This window comes from Allopontixanthobacter sp. (assembly GCF_034376665.1).
In the GTDB taxonomy this organism is placed as follows: domain Bacteria; phylum Pseudomonadota; class Alphaproteobacteria; order Sphingomonadales; family Sphingomonadaceae; genus Allopontixanthobacter.
The window spans coordinates 15,200-33,725 of record NZ_JAXMJI010000103.1 but is presented as its reverse complement, the minus strand read 5'-3'; the positions used below and the strand labels follow the sequence as shown (position 1 = coordinate 33,725).

At 63.3% G+C, this 18,526-nt stretch carries 14 protein-coding genes; 7 read left to right on the top strand and 7 right to left on the bottom strand.

Annotated elements, in window-relative coordinates:
• Positions 1-97: 97 nt before the first annotated feature.
• Together U0988_RS11930 and U0988_RS11925 are read right to left on the bottom strand one after the other, a co-directional pair.
• Positions 98-2,857, bottom strand: a complete 2,760-nt coding sequence (locus tag U0988_RS11930) for a [protein-PII] uridylyltransferase (RefSeq protein WP_322292852.1) — start codon at positions 2,855-2,857, stop codon at positions 98-100.
• A gap of 38 nt (positions 2,858-2,895) precedes the next feature.
• Complete coding sequence (locus tag U0988_RS11925) at positions 2,896-4,587, bottom strand: class I adenylate-forming enzyme family protein (RefSeq protein WP_322292851.1); 1,692 nt, start codon at positions 4,585-4,587, stop codon at positions 2,896-2,898.
• 189 nt (positions 4,588-4,776) lie between these two features.
• On the opposite strand from U0988_RS11925, the gene lgt reads away from it, so the two are divergent.
• Together lgt and U0988_RS11915 are read left to right on the top strand one after the other, a co-directional pair.
• Positions 4,777-5,676, top strand: coding sequence for a prolipoprotein diacylglyceryl transferase (gene lgt, locus U0988_RS11920; RefSeq protein ID WP_322292850.1), 900 nt, complete (start codon positions 4,777-4,779; stop codon positions 5,674-5,676).
• The gene (locus U0988_RS11915; protein WP_322292849.1) at positions 5,673-6,740 is read left to right on the top strand and encodes a class I SAM-dependent methyltransferase; all 1,068 of its coding nucleotides are present in this window, start codon (positions 5,673-5,675) and stop codon (positions 6,738-6,740) included. The genes lgt and U0988_RS11915 overlap by 4 nt, the downstream gene beginning before the upstream one ends.
• A gap of 26 nt (positions 6,741-6,766) precedes the next feature.
• Here the strand turns inward: U0988_RS11915 and U0988_RS11910 are convergent, their stop codons facing one another.
• Positions 6,767-8,329 (bottom strand): PAS domain-containing protein, encoded by a 1,563-nt coding sequence (locus U0988_RS11910; RefSeq protein ID WP_322292848.1) that lies wholly within the window; start codon positions 8,327-8,329, stop codon positions 6,767-6,769.
• 257 nt (positions 8,330-8,586) lie between these two features.
• Between U0988_RS11910 and U0988_RS11905 the strand changes: the two genes are divergently transcribed.
• From U0988_RS11905 to U0988_RS11895, 3 genes are all read left to right on the top strand, one after another.
• Positions 8,587-9,222: a 1-acyl-sn-glycerol-3-phosphate acyltransferase gene (locus U0988_RS11905; protein WP_322292847.1), complete on the top strand. Its 636-nt coding sequence runs from the start codon at positions 8,587-8,589 to the stop codon at positions 9,220-9,222.
• Positions 9,215-10,012, top strand: a complete 798-nt coding sequence (locus U0988_RS11900) for a DUF1295 domain-containing protein (protein WP_322292846.1) — start codon at positions 9,215-9,217, stop codon at positions 10,010-10,012. The genes U0988_RS11905 and U0988_RS11900 overlap by 8 nt, the downstream gene beginning before the upstream one ends.
• Before the next feature lie 122 nt (positions 10,013-10,134).
• Positions 10,135-10,761, top strand: coding sequence for a hypothetical protein (locus U0988_RS11895; RefSeq protein ID WP_322292845.1), 627 nt, complete (start codon positions 10,135-10,137; stop codon positions 10,759-10,761).
• Between the two features lie 6 nt (positions 10,762-10,767).
• Here U0988_RS11895 and U0988_RS11890 read toward each other — a convergent pair whose 3' ends face one another.
• Complete coding sequence (locus U0988_RS11890; protein ID WP_322292844.1) at positions 10,768-12,507, bottom strand: bifunctional metallophosphatase/5'-nucleotidase; 1,740 nt, start codon at positions 12,505-12,507, stop codon at positions 10,768-10,770.
• Between the two features lie 122 nt (positions 12,508-12,629).
• Here U0988_RS11890 and U0988_RS11885 point away from each other — a divergent pair, with 122 nt between their 5' ends.
• Positions 12,630-13,370 carry an SDR family NAD(P)-dependent oxidoreductase gene (locus U0988_RS11885; RefSeq protein ID WP_322292843.1) on the top strand — a complete coding sequence of 247 codons (741 nt, stop codon included), beginning with the start codon at positions 12,630-12,632 and terminating at the stop codon, positions 13,368-13,370.
• 2 nt (positions 13,371-13,372) lie between these two features.
• Entirely contained in the window at positions 13,373-13,978 is a 606-nt protein-coding gene (locus U0988_RS11880; protein ID WP_322292842.1) for a 2-hydroxychromene-2-carboxylate isomerase, read from the top strand.
• Here the strand turns inward: U0988_RS11880 and U0988_RS11875 are convergent.
• The 3 genes from U0988_RS11875 to gyrB are packed head-to-tail and all read right to left on the bottom strand — an operon-like array spanning position 13,975 to position 18,148.
• Entirely contained in the window at positions 13,975-15,150 is a 1,176-nt protein-coding gene (locus tag U0988_RS11875) for an NAD(P)/FAD-dependent oxidoreductase (RefSeq protein ID WP_322292876.1), read from the bottom strand. The two genes, U0988_RS11880 and U0988_RS11875, sit on opposite strands and share 4 nt — an antisense overlap.
• A gap of 7 nt (positions 15,151-15,157) precedes the next feature.
• Positions 15,158-15,553, bottom strand: coding sequence for a hypothetical protein (locus U0988_RS11870; protein WP_322292841.1), 396 nt, complete (start codon positions 15,551-15,553; stop codon positions 15,158-15,160).
• Positions 15,554-18,148: a DNA topoisomerase (ATP-hydrolyzing) subunit B gene (gene gyrB / locus U0988_RS11865; protein WP_416172394.1), complete on the bottom strand. Its 2,595-nt coding sequence runs from the start codon at positions 18,146-18,148 to the stop codon at positions 15,554-15,556.
• Positions 18,149-18,526: the final 378 nt, after the last annotated feature.

Below are 18,526 nucleotides of genomic sequence, written 5' to 3'. Positions count from 1 at the left end.
ATGCTCTCCCAAACATTTTATTGGTTATATGTCTTACTGCCCGGACATCGCGCAGCATCAGTTTTTAATCAATACCAAAATCCGTAGTGCCTCCCATTCACGCGTCCTCGAGTTTGGCCTGCCGCTCGTCGCTCGCTGCATCGAGCAGCGCTTCCTCGATCGCTTTCAGCCTCTCGGTTGCGGTTATTTTATTACCAAGAAGGTCGGTAACATAGAAATTATCTGCCGCACGCTCACCATAAGAGGTGATGTGTGCCGAATATACCACAAGCTGGTGCTCGAACAGTGCGCGTGCGAGGCGGTTGAGCAGGGCCGGACGGTCGCGCGCGTTCACCTCGACGACGGTAAACTTGTTCGACGCCTCGTTGTCGAACAGGACCCGCGGACGCACGTCGAACGTGCTCGCGCGCGAATGCGGCAGCGGACGTTTGGCGAGCCGCGGCACCAGTTCGATCCGGTTGGCCAGCGCGTCGGAGATCGACCGTTTGATCCGCTCGATCTGCCCCGGTTCGTGGAACGGCCTGCCGAGCGGATCCTGGATCAGGAAATTGTCCACTGCCCAGCCATTGCGGGTGGTGTGGATGCGGGCGTCGATGATGTTTGCTCCGGCCAGGTGAATTCCGCCCGCGATCCGGTAGAACAATCCCGGATGGTCCGAAGCGATGATCGTCACCAGCGTCGCGCCGCGCCCTTCGTCATATTCGCAGTGGATCGAGAGTTCTTCCTCCAGCTGCCGTGCCACCGAATACTGGACGAGGTTGCGAGCAATGATCTCTTCGGGTTCCGCCACCCAATAGGCATCGCCGAACAGCTTGCCGAAGTCCTCGATCAGAGGCGCATTATCGCCCAATAGCCCGGCCACGGTTTCCTTCTTGTAGGCGACCCGTTCCTTGCGCCGATGGGGCATATGGCCCAGCCGCAGGCGTTCCTGCGCGGCATCGGACAATTCGCCCAGCAACTGCCGTTTCCAGCTGTTCCACACGCCCGGTCCGACCGCGCGTATATCCACCGCGGTCAGCATCATGAGATGCCGCAGGCGCTCCACGCTCTGCACCTGGGCGACGAAATTCTCGATCGTCTGCGGATCGGTCAGGTCGCGCTTGAACGCGGTCGCGCTCATCAGCAGGTGGTGCCGGACCAGCCAGGCAACCAGATCGGTTTCGTCCTGGTCGAGGCCGAAGCGGGGGCACAGTTTTTCGGAAATTTCCGCGCCGAGAACCGAATGATCGCCGCCGCGGCCCTTGGCAATATCGTGCAGCAGCACCGCGACATAGGCCGCCCGGCGCGAGGCAACCTGGTGGATGATTTCGGAAGCGCGGGGATGGTCTTCCACCAATTCCCCTCGCTCGATCCGGCTGAGCAGGCCGATCGCGCGAATGGTGTGCTCGTCCACGGTGTAATGGTGGTACATATCGAACTGCATCTGCGCGTTGACGCGTCCGAAATCCGGCACGAACTTGCCGAACACCCCGGCTTCGTTCAGCCAGCGGAGGACCTTTTCGGGGTCGTTCCGGCCGGTCAGCAAGCCGATGAACAGCGCGTTGGCCCGCGGATCCTTGCGGACGGCCGAGGTGATGAGCCCGGAATCGCGGTCGGCCTGCCGCATGGTTGCGGGGTGAACTTCCAGCCCCTCGGCTTCGGCGATCTGGAACACCTCGATCAGCCGGGCGGGGTCCTTCGCAAACCAGTCGTCGGACGGGGCTTCTATCTTCCCGCCATGGACCCGGTATCCCTTCACCCAGCGGGGGCGGGTAGTAAAACCGGCCAGCAATCCGCGGCGCGCACGGCGCTGGGCGAATTGCTGGTCGATATGGTCGAGGAATACGCCGGTGAGGCTGCCGACCCGCTTCGCCTGAAGAAAATAGAGCTGCATGAACCGTTCCACGGCGCTCTTGCCCGTGCGGTCGGCGAAATTCATCCGCTGGGCGACCTGTCGCTGAAGGTCGAAAGTCAACCGGTCCTCTGCCCGCCCGGTGATCATGTGCAGATGGCAGCGCACCGCCAGCATGAAGGTTTCGGCGCGGCGGAACGAACGGTATTCCAGCCGGGTCAGGAGTCCCGCCTCGACCAGATCCGCGCCGCTCCTGACCTTGTGGATATATTTGCCGATCCAGTACAGCGTCTGCAGGTCGCGCAATCCGCCCTTGCCGTCCTTCACATTGGGTTCGACGACATAGCGGCTGTCGCCCATCCGCTTGTGCCGGGCGTTGCGTTCCTCGAGTTTCTCGGACAGGAACTTGCGCTCGGTTCCGGCGACTACCTCGGCAAAGAACCGCTTGCGGGCCTGGTCATAGAGATCGCTGTCGCCCCACAGGAAGCGCCCTTCCAGCAGCGACGTACGGATCGACAGATCCTCTTTCGCCATCCGTACCATGTCGTCGGGTGTGCGGCTGGAATGGCCGACCTTCAGGCCCAGATCCCACAGGTAATAGAGGATCGCCTCGATCACCTGTTCGCACCACGGCGCCCGCCGGGTGGGGGTAAGGAACGCGATATCGACATCGGAATGCGGTGCCATTTCGGCGCGGCCATACCCGCCCACCGCCATGATGCTCAGCCGTTCGCCGGTGGAACGGTTGCCCGAAGGATAGACATCGCGGACCACATGGTCGTGGATCAGGCGGACCAGCTGGTCGACCAGAAACGCCTGCCCCGCGCAGCATTCGTGCCCTGCAGACGGCTTTTCTTCCAGCCGCCGCGCCACTTCGGCCCGCCCTTCGTCCAGCGCCCCGCGGAGCAGGGTAACGATCTCGGCCCGGGCGGCGGTGCCGCCGCGCGCGGCCAGTTCCTCGATCGCGCCGCCGATGGCCCGCCGGTCGATGATCGCGCGCTGGTTGGGGATCCTTACCTTGTTCACAAGTTCAACAATTTCCCCGTGGGTTCAAGAAGTGGGATCTATCCGGCGCCCATTGCCGCAGCGTATTGTTCGCGCAGGGTCTTCTTGTCGATCTTCTGCGTGCCCAGTTTGGGCAGCGGTTCGTCCGCCTGCCACAGATGGGCAGGCATCTTGAAAGGTGCAAGCTTTCCGTCGAGGAAGGCGCGCAGCTGCTCGGGCGTCAGGGTCTTGCCTTCGCGCACCATATAGGTCGCGCCGACGATCTCGCCAAACCGCTCGTCGGGCAGGCCGAACACCGAACATTCCGCCACGTCGGGGTGGGCGTAAAGCGCCTGTTCGACTTCGATGCAGGAGATGTTCTCGCCCCCGCGAATGATGATGTCCTTCTTGCGGTCGACGATGAACAGATAGCCGTCTTCGTCCAGATAGCCCAGGTCTCCGCTGCGGAAATAACCATCGCTGGTGAAGGCCGCCTCGGTTGCCGCATCGTTTTTCCAGTAGCCGCGGAAGTTGGCCACCGTGCGCAGGCATACCTCGCCGACCTGCCCCTGGGCGAGTTTGTTGCCGTCATCATCGAGGATGGCGAGATCGACCAGCGGGCGGCTCGCTCGTCCCGTGCTGCCCGGCTTCGCCAGATAGTTTTCGTTGAAATTGCCGCAGCCGACCGCGTTGGTTTCGGTGAGGCCGTAGCCCAGCAGTGGGAAGCCGTCGGGGAAGGAATCGCGGATCTTGGTCACATGGTCGATGGGCCGCGGGGCCCCGCCGGCGGCAAAGCTTTTGCAGGTGGACAGATCATAATTGCCGCGATCGGGATGGGTTGCCATTTCATAGCTCATCAGCGGCACACCGACGAAATAGCTGACCTTTTCCGCTTCGATCAGACGCATTGCCTCGCGCGCGTCCCACTTTGGCATCATCACCAGCTTCCGCCCGATGGCAAAGCTCTGCAGGAACAGTGGCACTTCGCCGGTCACGTGGAACAGCGGGACCGCGACCAGCGCACAGGGCTGCCCGACTGGCGGATTGCCCTGCTTGGTCAGCAGCAGCGACGCCATCGCCGATTGCGCCACATAGTTGAAAATTCCCGAAACCACCCCGCGGTGATCGGACCATGCCCCTTTGGGAAAGCCGGTCGAGCCGGACGTGTACAGGACAGTCGCCAGATCGTCGGGGCCGACTTCGGGCAGGGCGGCAGAACCGGGCTCGGCCCACACATTGGCCAGACCACACGATTGGAGACCATCGTGACCGATGATCACCAGCTGCGCGGAATGGTCGGTACCCTCCAGCCGCTCCGCACGTTGCTTGTCCGCCAGAACCAGGCTGCATTCGGCGATCCTGATGCCGAAGGCGAGTTCGTCGCCGGTCCAGAATCCATTGAGCAGGGTTGCACAGCCCCCGGCCATCACGATCCCCATATAGGAAATGATCCAGTTGGCCGAATTACGCGCCGCGATTCCCACGCGGTCCCCGGTCTTGACCCCGTGACGCGAAACCAGCCCTGCCGCGACCGCCTGCGCCGCGGCATAGGTTTCGCCAAAGGTCAGGCGATTGTCGCCATCGACCAGGAACGGCAGGTCCGCATGTTCGTGGCAATAATGCGCGAAATAATGCGTCAGGCTTGGCGGTGCGTTCTTGAACGCTGGCAATTGCTGGCCGAACCGCTCGTAAGGGACCGTTTCGAAGGGCTGCCCTGGCTGCACCAATGCGTCCATTATGGAGTTGAGTGCCTGATCCAGTTCCGTTGCCATCTAGAAGTATCTCCCAATCCCGATTATGCGGTCCGCCTTGGTCTGGCGAATTCGCGCTGGTCAATCCATTTCGAAGCCCGAATGTTCGCAGCGAAGGGTTTAACCTGCCGCCGGGCTATGCCAAAAGCCGCGCTGTATCCGGCGATGCGGGATATCCATGCGGCTCTGGTTACTTAAGGGGTATGCTTCTTGCTGTCACTACTGGCATCTGCCGCTGCGTCCGATCCGATCCAATGGGCGGAACTCGGCCTGAAACCCGGCATCGAGATCGGGTCTTTCACCTTGCGCTATTACTCGCTCGCCTATCTGGGCGGGCTGCTGTTCGCCTATTGGCATCTGTCGAAGATGCTGCGGGCACCCGGCGCGCCGATGGCGCAGCGCCATGCGGACGATCTGTTCTTCTACTGCACGCTCGGCATCATTCTCGGCGGCAGGCTGGGCTATGCGATGTTCTACGATCCCGCGCTGTTCACCAGTTTCGAAGGCAATGGTTTCGTCAGCTACCGGCTGCTGCGGCTGTGGGACGGCGGGATGAGCTTCCACGGCGGCTTGATGGGCGTGCTGGCGGCGATCGCCTATGTCAGCTGGCGCGGGGAGCTCAGCTTCCTGCGCGTGTGCGATTACATCGCAGTCAACGTGCCGGTGGGGATGATGCTGGGGCGGCTCGCCAATTTCATCAACGGCGAATTGTGGGGCCGGGTCATCACCGTACCCAGCGAAGTGCCGTGGGCGATGGTCTTCCCCGGCGGCGGCCCGCTGGCGCGGCATCCCTCGCAGCTTTACCAGGCTGCGCTGGAAGGGGCGATCCTGATCGTGATCCTGCTCTATGCCTTCTGGCGCACGCGCGCGCGGTATCGCCCCGGGCTACTCGTGGGGATATTCACCACGGGCATCTCGCTGGGGCGCTTCGTCTCGGAATTCTTCCGCGAACCCGACGCGCAATTGGCGGACTTCGCGCGCGAAAGCGGCCTGTCGATGGGCCAGTGGCTGACCATTCCGCTGATCGTGCTGGGCATCGCGGTGATGGCGCGGGCCCTGATTCGCCGTCCGCTCGCCAGTGGCACCACGGGTGATCCCGCCCCCGCATGAGCCGTGACTTCGAAGCACCCGGCAGCGATCATGCGGAGATGGTCCGCCGGCTGATCCGTACCCACGGCCCGATTTCGCTCTCCCGCTTCATGGGGGAAAGCAACGCACGCTATTATGCGGGCAAGGATCCGCTTGGGGCGGGCGGCGATTTCGTCACCGCGCCCGAAGTCAGCCAGATGTTCGGGGAATTGATCGGATTGTGGCTGGCCGACATGTGGATCGCCGCGGGACGCCCGCAGCCGGTCCATTACGTCGAGCTGGGTCCCGGGCGCGGCACGCTGGCGAAGGACGCGCTGCGCAGTGCGAAACGCTACGGTCTGGAGCCGTCGGTTCATCTGGTGGAGGGATCGCCTGTTCTGCGGGACATCCAGCAGGCAGCGCTGGGACCGGTCAATTTTCATGACGATCTGACCAGCGTACCGGCGGATGGACCGTTGCTGCTGGTGGCGAACGAATTTTTCGACGCGCTGCCGATCCGGCAATTGGTCCGCTCCGCCGATGGTTGGCGGGAACGGATGGTTGGGCTGAACGAAGAACGGCTGGTGTTCGTAGCGGGCGACCAGCCGATGGACGCCGCGGTTCCGCCGGACTGGCGGGAGGCGACGCAGGGCACATTGATCGAAACCTGCCCGGCAGCGGCGGCCATCATGCAGGAAATCGCCGCAAGACTGTCGGCGCAGGGCGGCGCGGCGCTGGTGATCGATTACGGCCACACCGAACTGCGCGGCGGCTCGACCCTCCAGGCGGTCCGCGAACACAGGAAGGTGGATCCGCTGGCCGCTCCCGGCGCGGCGGACCTGACCGCCTATGTCGATTTCGAGACGCTCGCCCGGATCGCCCGCGCGCACGATGTCCGCTGGCTCGGCACTGTGTCGCAGGGGCAGTGGCTGACCGAACTCGGAATAGACATGCGCGCCGAAGGGCTGGCCCGGCTAGCGCCCGAATACGCCGAGCGGCTCCAGCAGGACAAGCGGCGGCTCGTGGCGGACGATCAGATGGGCCTTATCTTCAAGGTGATGGGCCTCGCCGGGCCGCGTTGGCCGGGCGGCCCCGGTTTCGCTTGAAGCCGGTGCGGGGTGTCGCCGGAGAGCTAGAGCGCAGACAGCGGCAATCTCAGCCGCGCGACAAATCCTCCGGGTTTCATTTCGCGCTCGAGTGATCCGCGCAACTGGCTGGTGACGGTCATTTCCACCAGTCGCGTGCCAAAGCCTATGTGCTGCGGATCTGCCGGACTGGCAGCGGGGAGCCTCGGGCCGCCGCTTTCGTGCCATTCGATGGTAGCGTAGCCCTCCTCCCCATCGTCCCCGTCACTTCCGTCAACATGGGACACCGTGACCGCGACCTTGCCCTCGGGCACCGACAAGGCGCCGTATTTTGCCGCATTGGTGGCGAATTCGTGGAACACCAGCGCCAGCGGGGTGGTCGATTGCATCCCGATCGTCACCCCGTCGCCGCGAACGGTGATGCGCCCGGAATTTCCTTCGGCATAGGGCTTGAGCAAGATTTCCAGCAGTCCGTGAAGGCTGTCGCCCATTTCGTTTTCGACCGGCCTGACGAAATCGTGCGCCCGGCCCAAGGCATGAATCTTGCTGTTCAGTTCCTCGGCAAATGTTTTCGCTTCGGGCCTGTTTCTGGAGGTCAGCGTGATCAGTCCCGAAACAACCGCAAAGATGTTCTTGATCCGATGGGACAATTCCAGCGCCAGCAGCTTGTTCTTTTCGGAATGCCGATAGGCATCGTCGACGTCGGTGATAGTGCCGGCCCAGCGAAGGCGCGTGGTAATGGCGGCGGACATCGGCCGTGCCCGGGCGAGCACCCAGCGATAACCGCCATCTTTCTGCCTCAGGCGATATCTGGCTTCGTATGGCTTATCCGATGCGACACATCGGAGGAATTCGTCGAGCGCCCCCTGGAAATCGTCAGGGTGTATGAACGGCTCCCATTCGAGCGCAGTTTCGGGGGGTTCGGCGCCGGTTACTTCCTTCCAGCGGGCATTGAAATAATCAAATTGGCCCTCAGCATTGGCCGACCACGCGATCTGCGCCAGGCTGTCGAGAATCGTGCGCAGGCGAATCCGGCTGGTCTCCAGCTTGCTATGCGCTTCCCGCCGTTCGTGATTGTGTCGCATCCGGCACGTAACCGACTGCGCCAGTGCCTCCAACCCGTTAAGCTGGAACCGGGTCAGCCCTTCGGGGCGGGGCACGGTGTCGATCACGCACAAGGCACCGATCGGAGTCCCGTCCTCGGTATGCAGCGGTGCCCCGGCGTAGAACCGGACGTGCTCCGGACCGGTTACCAGCGGGAAATCGGCAAAACGCGGATCCTTTGTCGCGTCGGGGACCACCATCGGCTCCGTTCCCGGCATCGCATAGGCACAGAACGATGTGGAGCGAGGAGTCTCCCGCTCCTCGGTGCCTTCGCGGGCAAGATACCACTGGCGCTCCGCCTCCACCACGGAGACGGTTGAAAGCGGCGTATTGCAGAGTTCGGCGGCGAATTTGACGATCGCGTTGATTTCGGGATCGTCCTTGAGCGCATGGAGATCATGAGACGCCAGGATCTGCGCGCGCGCATCCTCTGTCGAATCGGCAGTGGGCCGCGCCTCGACCAGGGTCCCCGTCGACCCATTTCCGCGTGTAAATCGTTCAGGCACTGGTGTGGGCGCGCTTTCATGCTCGGAATTGGTCTATTCGACGGAATTCATTACTTGTGGAACAGATATTTCGCAAACAAATGTAGTCGTGTTCGGGAGATGTATGGGTGATGATACCGATCGCTTTGACGGCGCGGAATTGATGGTTTAGCCGGATAGCGGGACCGCGGCATTCTTCGCGCCAGCGCCGGCACTAAGCGACCGGCACTCAGGGGTAGGGCTGCGGGGCAACCGCCGCGGGAGATGGGGTAATTCTGATGGCTTTGACCCCGCACCTGCGCGGCGACCGTGTGCCAAGCCTGCTGTCGCGGGCCGTGCGCCGGATCATCCTGTGGCTCTATCGCTGGAAAGGCTGGAAACTCGACGGGAACCTTCCGCCGATCGCCAAATATGTCATCGCCGGCGCGCCGCATTCCTCCAACTGGGACTTCGTGTTCTTCGTCGGGGCGACTGCGGAACAGGGCGTCCAGCCCAATTTCATGGGCAAGAACACGCTGTTCCGCTGGCCGATGACCAGATTCATGCTCGACATGGGCGGCATCCCCGTGGACCGGTCGAAAAGCGCCAATTACGTCGCCCAGGTTGCGGCCGAATTTGCCGCGCGGGACAGGCTGGCGCTGGTGATCGCGGCTGAAGGCACCCGCTCCTCGAAAGGCGAATGGCGCTCGGGCTTCTATCATATCGCGGTGGCGAGCGGCGTTCCCATCGTCCCCGCCTGGGTGTGCAATGAACGGATGATCCTGGGCTTCGGCCCCCCGATCATGCCCACTGGCGATTACGCGGCAGACCTGACGAAGATCGCGGCTTTCATGCGTTCCAAGCTGCCCGATTACGGCCGTTACAAGGTGCTGGAAGCGCAGGCGGCGCGGTTGATGGAGGCGAGGAATGGTTGATGCGCTGCTGGTGAATGCGGGCATTCTGCTGGCGCTGGTGCTTGCCCTGTGGCTGGTGTCGGTGCGGATTGGCGATGTCTCCTTCATCGATGCGTTCTGGGGCACGGGAATGGCGATTCTCGCGATCACGAGCTTCGCCCAGACGCCGGATCCCGGCAGTCTGGCTGTGCTTCTGCTGATAATGACGGCGCTATGGGGATTGCGGCTGGGCCTCCACCTGTTCCGCCGCTGGCGGGCCGAGGGGGAGGATAAGCGCTACGAGAAAATCCTGCGCAAGGACCGGGAGAAAGGCCGCTTCGCCCTCGCCGCGCTGACCAAGATATGGCTGGGCCAGGCGGTCCTGCTGTTTCTCGTGTCCAGCCCCGCGCAGGCCGGCATCCTGCGCAGCGCGGACGGAATGCCGGTCTCGGCTCTCGCCTGGGCCGGGTTTGCGCTGTGGTGCGTGGGCATGGTGTTCGAAGTGGTCGGGGATTGGCAGCTATCCCGCTTCAGGGCCGACCCGGCCAACGCGGGCGAAGTGATGGACCGCGGCCTGTGGCGTTACACCCGCCACCCCAATTACTTCGGCGATGCCTGCGTCTGGTGGGGCATCTGGCTGGCGGCGGCCTCCACCGGGTGGGACATTGCGCTGTGGACGCTGGCCGGGCCCGTCTTTTTGACCTTCACGCTGACGCGGTGGTCGGGCGCGCCGCTGCTCGAAGGCGGCATGAAAAAGCGCCGACCCGGATATGCAGCCTATGTCGAACGGACTTCGGGCTTCGTGCCGATGCCGCCAAAGCAGCGAGGATAGGTGCCCGGACGCCGGATTGCGTGAAGTTCGTCGACACACAGGGGCACTTGGCGTAAAATCGCTTCACCCGGGGGCAATCGCGGCGAAAGACAGGCTCCCTGCCGAAGCGGACGGAAGCAGACATGTACGACAGCGATTTGAACGACGAACGGGACCGGCTGGTGGAATTGGCGATGGAGTCCGTCGCGCGGCGGGGCGGGGATATTTCCAAGGCCACCCTCGCTACCGATACGCAGGTCGCCCGCGCCAAGATCGACCGCCTATTCCCCGAAGAAGCCGATCTGGCCGCAGCGCTGGTTGAACGCTGGTTCCGGCCGCTGGTCGCGATCATGGAGGACGTGCTGGCTGCCGAACTTCCACCCAATCGCAAGATGTATGAATTCTTCGCCCGCCGCTTCGACTATTTGCGCGCGCTGTTTCAGCGCGATCCGGCCACTTTCGCGCTGTTCGTCGAACTCGGCGACAGCCATTGGGAGGAAGTGCGCAGCTATGTCGATCTGGGGGATCATTACCTCAGCGAGATCATTGCTCAGGCGCAGGCCGACGGGTATTTTCCGGGACTGACGATCAACCACGCCCTGTCGCTGATCAACCAGATGCTGGTGACCTATGTCCAGCCGATGTTCCTGATCATGATTCCCGAGAAGCTGAGCGAGGACAAGCTGGCGCAGATCGTCGATACGGTCTTTGCCGGGCTTTCCGCCAGCGATCGCGGGGCCGCCGGGGTTTCGAAACTTCGGATCGCCTGACGCGGTCTATTTGATCTCGGTGATTCGGCCGATTGCAGGCAATTCGCGCACCGGGACCGCACGCAGATATGCCTCGATCGCGTCGAGATCGACCGGCCTGGTGACGCTGTCCGCACCTTGGGTAAACACGGTGAAGCTGTCGCCGCCGGCGGCCAGAAAACTGTTCATTGTGACGCGGTAGGTTGCCGCAGGATCGATCGGTTTTCCGTCCAGCATGACCGACACCACCCGGCTGCCGGACGGGCGGCGCAGATCGTAGATCATCGCCAGGCCTTCGGAGACGGAAAATGTCTGCATGAACCCCTCACCGTCGAATTGCTGCTCGAACAGCGCAAGCAGTTGGGCGCCGGTATAGCTGCGCGTGATCAGCAGGTTCCCGAAGGGCTGGACGGCGTAGATATCGCCGTAGCTGACCGTGGTTCCGTCCGCCGGATCGAGAGCGGCGCGGATGCCCGAATTGTTCATCAGCGCGATTTGCGCACCGGCACTGCGCGTTCCCGCAAGCTGTGCATCGGCGATCAGATTGCCCAAATGGCTTTCCTCGGTCGCCGGGCCAGGCTTGGGCGCAGGCCCGCTGATCACGCCTACCTTCCGGTCGGCCGCTGCCTGCGATGCATCGACATAGCGCGCCACATAGGCCGCCACCGCAGCATCTGCGGCGAATTTTTCGAAGGCGGGATTGGCAGGCAACAGGGTGCCGTCAGCGCCGCGTACTTCGCTTTGCACGATAATATTGTCGGCACGTGCCGCGATCACGTCGCCTAGTACCGGATCGACGGTCAGCGCAATGTCGGTCAGCATCGATCCGCCGTATCCGGCGCTGGTGACCAGGAATTTACGGGCGGGATCGATCGCCGAATAATCGCACACATAGGCGTAATGGGTATGGCCGGAAATCACCAGATCGACCCGCGGATCGACCCGCCCGAGGATGTCCAGCAACGGCCCGGACACGCCGCCGCAGCTTTTGTCGTTATAGCCGACTTCGGTGTAAAGCCCCTGATGGATCGACACCACGATCACATCGACGCCCTGTTCCACCAGTTCCGGTACCAGCGCGTTGATGGTTTCCGCTTCGTCGGCGAAGGTCAGGCCGTCCACGCCCGAGGGAGTCACGAGGGTGGGCGTGTCCACTGTAGTCAGACCGATGATGGCGACCGCGATTTCCGCGTTCCCCGTGCCGAACCGCTTGATCCCGTAGGCCGGGAACAGCGTGGTGCCGTCCGCAGTGATGACATTGGCGGCGAGGAAGCCGAACTCGGCACCGGAAAAGTCGCTTTCGACCTGGCACGGGTCCCGCATGGTATATCGGGTGCAGCCCCCTTGCTGCAGCCGCAGCAGTTCCTGCCATCCGCGGTCAAATTCGTGATTGCCGACCGCATTATAAGTGAGCCCGATGCGGTTCATCGCGCCGATCGCCGGTTCGTCGAGGAAAATGGACGAAGCCAGCGGGCTTGCGCCGATCAGGTCGCCCGCCGCGACCACCATGCTGTGTTTGTCCTGCGCCCGGTATTTCGCCACCGCGCTGGCCAGATAGGCCGCACCGGCAGCGGGCACTTCCTGGACAACGCCGGCATCGTCCATCACCCGGATCGGACGCCGGATCGGCTCGATATTGCCGTGGAAATCGTTCAGCCCGATGATCCTCAGGGTCACAGGCTCCGGCGCGGTGGGGGTTTCGGGGATCGTCGCGCAGGCAGACAGGGCGACCGCGGCGAGTGCCGGGGCAAGGAAACGGGTGATCATGACTGGCAGCCTTAGCGGCGCGGTGTGGCATTAGAAAGTCCGTTCGATTGCCGCGTTACCTGCACGGCGAAAGATGCTAGCTTTTCTTTCGCCACGAAGGTGCAGAGGCGAGGAGTTCGGGGATGCCGGAGGGGACGCAGCGAAGCTGCCTGATCATGGGCGCAGGGATTGGGCTGGGTTCCGGTCTCGCCCGTGCCTTCGCGGCGGAAGGGTTGACCGTCTGTTTGGCGCGCCGCGCGCGAAACCTGCCCGAGCTGGAAGCGCTGGCGGAGGAAATCCGCGGCTCCGGCGGAGCGGCCCACGCTTTCGGGGTCGATGCGCGCGACGAAGCGGAGGTCGCTGCACTGATCGACCGCATCGAAGCCGACATCGGCCCGCTCGAAGTGGTGATTTTCAACATCGGGGCCAACGTCCGGTTTGCCATTCGGGAAACGACTGCCCGGGTTTTCCGCAAGGTGTGGGAAATGGCGAGTTTCGCAGGCTTCCTGACCGGGCGCGAGGCGGCGCGGGTGATGGTCCCGCGCGGACGCGGCACGATCATCTTTACCGGCGCGACTGCGTCGGTGCGGGGCAGCACGGGCTTTGCCGCTTTCGCCAGCGCCAAGCACGGACTGCGGGCATTGGCGCAGAGCATGGCGCGCGAATTGTCGTCCGAGGGCGTTCACGTGGTGCATACGATCATCGACGGGCTGGTCGACGGGAAGTTCGCCCGCGAAAATTTCGCCGACGTAGCGGAACGGGCCGCGGAGGACCGGATCCTCAGCCCCGACGACATCGCGCAGACCTATGTCGCCTTGTGGCGGCAGCCGCGTTCCGCATGGACCCATGAACTGGACCTGCGGCCCTGGACGGAGACTTTCTGATCATGCCCCGAGCCGTGGAATTCCTGTTCGATTTCGTCAGCCCCAACGCCTATCTGGCCTATTATCCGCTCAAGGATATTGCCGCGCGCTGCGGCGCGGAAATCAACATCACGCCGGTGTTCCTTGGCGGAATGCACAAGCTGACCGGCAACGCGCCGCCCTTCATCCGCGACGCCGGGGTGAAGGGCAAGAACGCCTATGCCATGCTGGAAATGGAACGGTTCATCGCCCGGCACGGCTTCGACAAATTCCGGATGAACCCGCATTTTCCGTTCAATTCGATCCAGGTCCAGCGGATGCTGGTGGCGGCGGAAGACATGGGCCGGGCGCTCGAATTCATCGATTTCCTGTTGCCGCAGATATGGGAACAGGGGGCCGACATGACCGATCCCGACGCGGTCACGGCCCTGCTCGCCGCTTCGGAATTCAATGCGCAGGAGCTGTCCGAAAAAATCCAGTCGCCGGAGGTAAAGCAACGGCTGGCGGACAACACCGCCGGGGCTGTCGAGCGCGGTGCCTTCGGAATTCCGACCTTTTTCGTGGGCGGCGAGATGTATTTCGGCAAGGACCGTCTGGCGCAGGTCGAGGACGCGCTGGACGCCAGCTAGAGCGCCTGCGCCGCTGCCCAGCCGCTGCTCCACGCCCACTGGAAATTGTAACCGCCCAGCCAGCCGGTCACGTCCACCGCCTCGCCGATTGCGTAGAGGCCGGGGACCTTCTTCGCCTCCATCGTTTTGGAGGACAATTCGGCGGTGCTGATTCCGCCCGAGGTCACTTCCGCCTTGGCCAGCCCCTCGCTGCCATTAGGGCAGAACGGCCATCTGGCGAGCCGCGCTTCGGCGGCGTCCAAAGCCTTGTCGGGCATCGTCTGCAACTCGCCTTCCTGACCCAATCGGTCCGCCAGCGTAGCGGCGAGCCGGTCGGGCAGGGCATCCTTAAGCACCGCGCGAAGCGTGCTTCGCGGTGCAGTGCGCTTGGTTTCGCGTAGCCAACCGCGCGGCCTGCCGGGCAGAAAGTCGATTTCGACCATGTCCCCCGGCCGCCAATAGGAGGAGATCTGCAGGATCGCCGGGCCGGACAATCCGCGGTGGGTGAACAGCGCCGCTTCGTGGAACCGCACCTTGCCGCAAATCGCGTCCACCCGGGCCGCAACGCCGGACAGGTCGCGGAACAGCACGTCCTCCCCGCCCAGGGTCAGCGGCACCAGCGCCGGGCGCGGCTCGACCACTTTCAGGCCGAATTGCCGCGCCAGTTCATAGGCATATCCGGTCGCGCCCATCTTCGGGATCGAGGGCCCGCCGGTGGCGATCACCAGCGCCCTTGCCGACAGAGTCTGGCCGTTCGCGCTTATGGAAAAAAGCCCGTCCGCATGGTTGGCGGCGGTCACATCGACATTGCAGCGGACTTCCGCGCCGCCCCTCGCGCATTCTTCCAGCAGCATCGCCACGATCTGCTTCGCAGACCCGTCGCAGAACAATTGGCCGAGCGTCTTTTCATGCCAGGCGATGCCATGCGCCTCGACCAGCGCGAGGAAAACGCGCGCGGTATAGCGGCTGAGCGCCGATTTGGCGAAATGCGGATTGGCCGAGAGATAGCGGTCGGGCGCGGTGTGAAGGTTGGTGAAATTGCACCTGCCGCCGCCCGAAATGAGGATTTTCTTGCCCGCCTGCTCGGCCCTTTCGAGCACCAGCACCCGCCGCCCGCGCTGGCCGGCGATGGCCGCGCACATCAGCCCCGCCGCACCGCCGCCAAGAATGATCGCGTCATACGGCTCCGTCATGCCCGGATCAGAAAGCGGCATAGGCGAGCCAGCCCGCCGCGGCGAAAGTAGGGATGGCCATGATCCGGACGGCAACCGGCGGTATTTTCTGTGCCCAATAGCGCGAATAGGCGTGATGCCATGCCCGCGGCAGGATCAGGATCGCGAGCGAGGAAAGGAGCACGAACCAGCCGCCGATGGCGAAGATTTCGGGTGCCTTCGAATAATCGGCCCGCAGGATCAGCGCCGCGCCTGCCGCCGCGCGCAGCGCATGTTCGCCGATCTGGATAGCCCAACTGCCGCCCATCCTGCCAAGCTGCGCCAGTGCCAGATCGGGGCGCACCGCGCAGACCAGGCCGACGAAGACCAGCCATGCTGCGGCGGCCAGCACTACGGCGAGGGCGGCGCTGGCCAGCAGAATCATTCAGGTGTCGAGATTGGCGACGTTGAGCGCGTTGTCCTGGATGAATTCGCGGCGCGGTTCGACCACGTCGCCCATCAGGCGGGTAAAGATCTCGTCGGTCACGTCGGCGTCTTCCACCTTGACCTGCAGCAAGGCGCGGTTGTCCGGGTCCAGCGTGGTTTCCCACAATTGGTCGGCGTTCATTTCGCCCAGCCCCTTGTAGCGGGCGATGGCAAGACCCTTGCGCCCCGCCGCCAGCACCGCATCCAGCAATTGCGTCGGGCGGGTGATCGATTCGTCGGCAGAAATAACCGGCGCATCATCGGCGCCGTCATCCTCTGCGCTGCCTTCCGTTTCGGCTTCCTGCAAGTCCGCTGCGGAGCTTTTCACCAGGCGCGACGGGTTTTCGTACACATCGGCCTGTTCGGAAGCGAGCTTGTGCATCTTGCGTGCTTCGGCGCTTGTCAGGAACGCGGCGTCAATCTCGTGAACGTCGGTCACCCCGCGCCACAGCCGGTCGAACCGGACACCGCCATCGTCCTTGAGCGAGGCGGACCATCTGGCTTCCTGATCGCCCAATTGCAGGCGGCGCGCGGCGTTGGTCAGCGCAGCCTCTCGCCCTGCCTTGCCGAGATCGGGGTTGAGCACGCCCGCTAGCGCCATTGCCTCGATCAGCGCAGGATCATATTTGCGCGGCACGAAAGCCATCAGGTTGCGAATCCGCAGCGCGTGATCGACCAGGCCGGTCAATTCCGCCCCTCCGCGCGCACCGCCGGAGCTTTCGAGCAAGCGGCCCTGCAGGCCCCCTTCGACCAGATAGCGGTCGAGCGCGGCCTGATCCTTCAGATAGACTTCGCTGCGCCCCTTGTTGACCTTGAACAGCGGCGGCTGGGCAATGAACAGATGGCCCGAACGGATGATTTCGGGCATCTGGCGGTGGAAAAACGTCAGGAGCAGGGTGCGGATATGCGCGCCGTCGACATCGGCGTCGGTCATGATCACGATCTTGTGATAGCGCAGTTTTTCGAGGTTGAATTCGTCGCGGATGCCGGTGCCCATCGCCTGGATCAGCGTGCCGACTTCCTTGGAGGAAATGATCCGGTCGAACCGCGCGCGTTCGACATTGAGGATCTTTCCCTTCAGCGGCAGGATCGCCTGGTAATGCCGGTCCCGCCCCTGCTTGGCGCTGCCGCCGGCGGAATCGCCTTCGACCAGGAACAATTCGCTCTTGGCTGGATCGCGTTCCTGGCAGTCGGCCAGCTTTCCGGGCAGGCTGGCAATGTCCATCGCGCCCTTGCGCCGGGTCAGTTCGCGCGCCTTCTTGGCCGCTTCGCGCGCGGCGGCGGCGTCGATGATTTTCTGAACGATGGTTTTGGCGTGGGCAGGGTTTTCTTCCAGCCAGTCGCTCATCTTGTCCGCCATCAGGCTTTCCAGCGGCTGGCGCACTTCGGAGGATACCAGCTTGTCCTTGGTCTGCGAACCGAATTTCGGATCGGGCAGTTTGACCGAGACGATGGCGGTCAGGCCTTCGCGCATATCCTCGCCGGTCAGGCTGACCTTTTCCTTCTTCATCAGCCCGGTGCGTTCGGCGTAATTGTTGAGCGTACGGGTCAGCGCAGCCCGGAACGCCGCAAGGTGCGTGCCGCCGTCGCGCTGTGGGATGTTGTTGGTGAAACACAGCACGTTTTCATAATAACTGTCGTTCCATTCCAGCGCGACTTCGATTCCGATCGAATCCCGCTCGGCTGAAATCGCAATCGGTTCGGGGATCAGCGCGAGTTTGTTACGGTCGAGATATTTCACGAACGCGCCAATGCCGCCTTCGTAGAACAGGTCGTGCTCGACCACCTCTTCGTGCCGCTTGTCGCGCAATTTGATGTGGACGCCGGAATTGAGGAACGCGAGTTCGCGGTAGCGATGCTCCAGCTTTTCGAAATCGAAATCGAGGACATTCTTGAACGTATCGGTGCTGGCCATGAAGGTGACCCGGGTGCCCTTGCGATTGCCGCCGTCTTCAGCCGGCGGGGCATCGCCCTTGACCACCAGCGGGCCGACACTGTCGCCATGCTCGAAGCGCATCCAGTGCTCCTTGCCGTCACGCCAGATGGTGAGTTCCAGCCATTCGGACAGCGCATTCACCACCGACACGCCCACACCGTGGAGGCCGCCGGAAACCTTGTAGGCGTTTTCGTCCGAGGTGTTCTCGAATTTACCGCCCGCGTGCAGCTGGGTCATGATGACCTCGGCCGCAGACATGCCTTCTTCCTTGTGCATGTCCACCGGGATGCCGCGGCCGTTGTCTTCCACCGAGACCGAGCCGTCGGGGTTGAGTTCGATCAGCACCAGATCGCAGTGACCGGCCAGCGCTTCGTCGATCGCGTTGTCCGAAACTTCGAACACCATGTGGTGCAGGCCGCTGCCATCGTCGGTGTCGCCGATATACATCCCCGGCCGCTTGCGCACCGCGTCGAGGCCCTTGAGGACCTTGATCGAATCCGCTTCGTAAAGGTTCTGGTTCGGGAGAGCCTTGGCGGGCGCACCGTTGGTGGTATCGGAACCCGCATTTTCGGGAGCTGCTGCGGGCTGGTTTTCGGGTGTTTCACTCATGCCCATCATATAGGGCTTCGGGGCCTGTAACCCAAGCGAATTGGCCGTTTGCCGGGGGGTTTTTCCACCGTTCCCAGCGGTGCCGGACGGATCAGGCGCGGGAGGTGCGAAAAGCGAGGCGCGGCCACTCCGGGAGGGGGGAGGTGGAGTGAGCCGCGCCTCTCGGCCTTCGCTTGGGATCAGACGCCGGATCGTCAGGCGATCGGGACGCCGATCATCACACCGCTTATCGAAACGGCTGCGAGGAAGGCCAGGACATGGGATGCTATTCTGTGCATCGTGATGCTCCTGTTCTGTTGTGCCGGGGCGGCAGAGGGGAGAGGGGGAGAGAGCTCTGCCGACCCGGTATGGCGCTGAAATAATATTACGCCGCGCTTTATACAAATG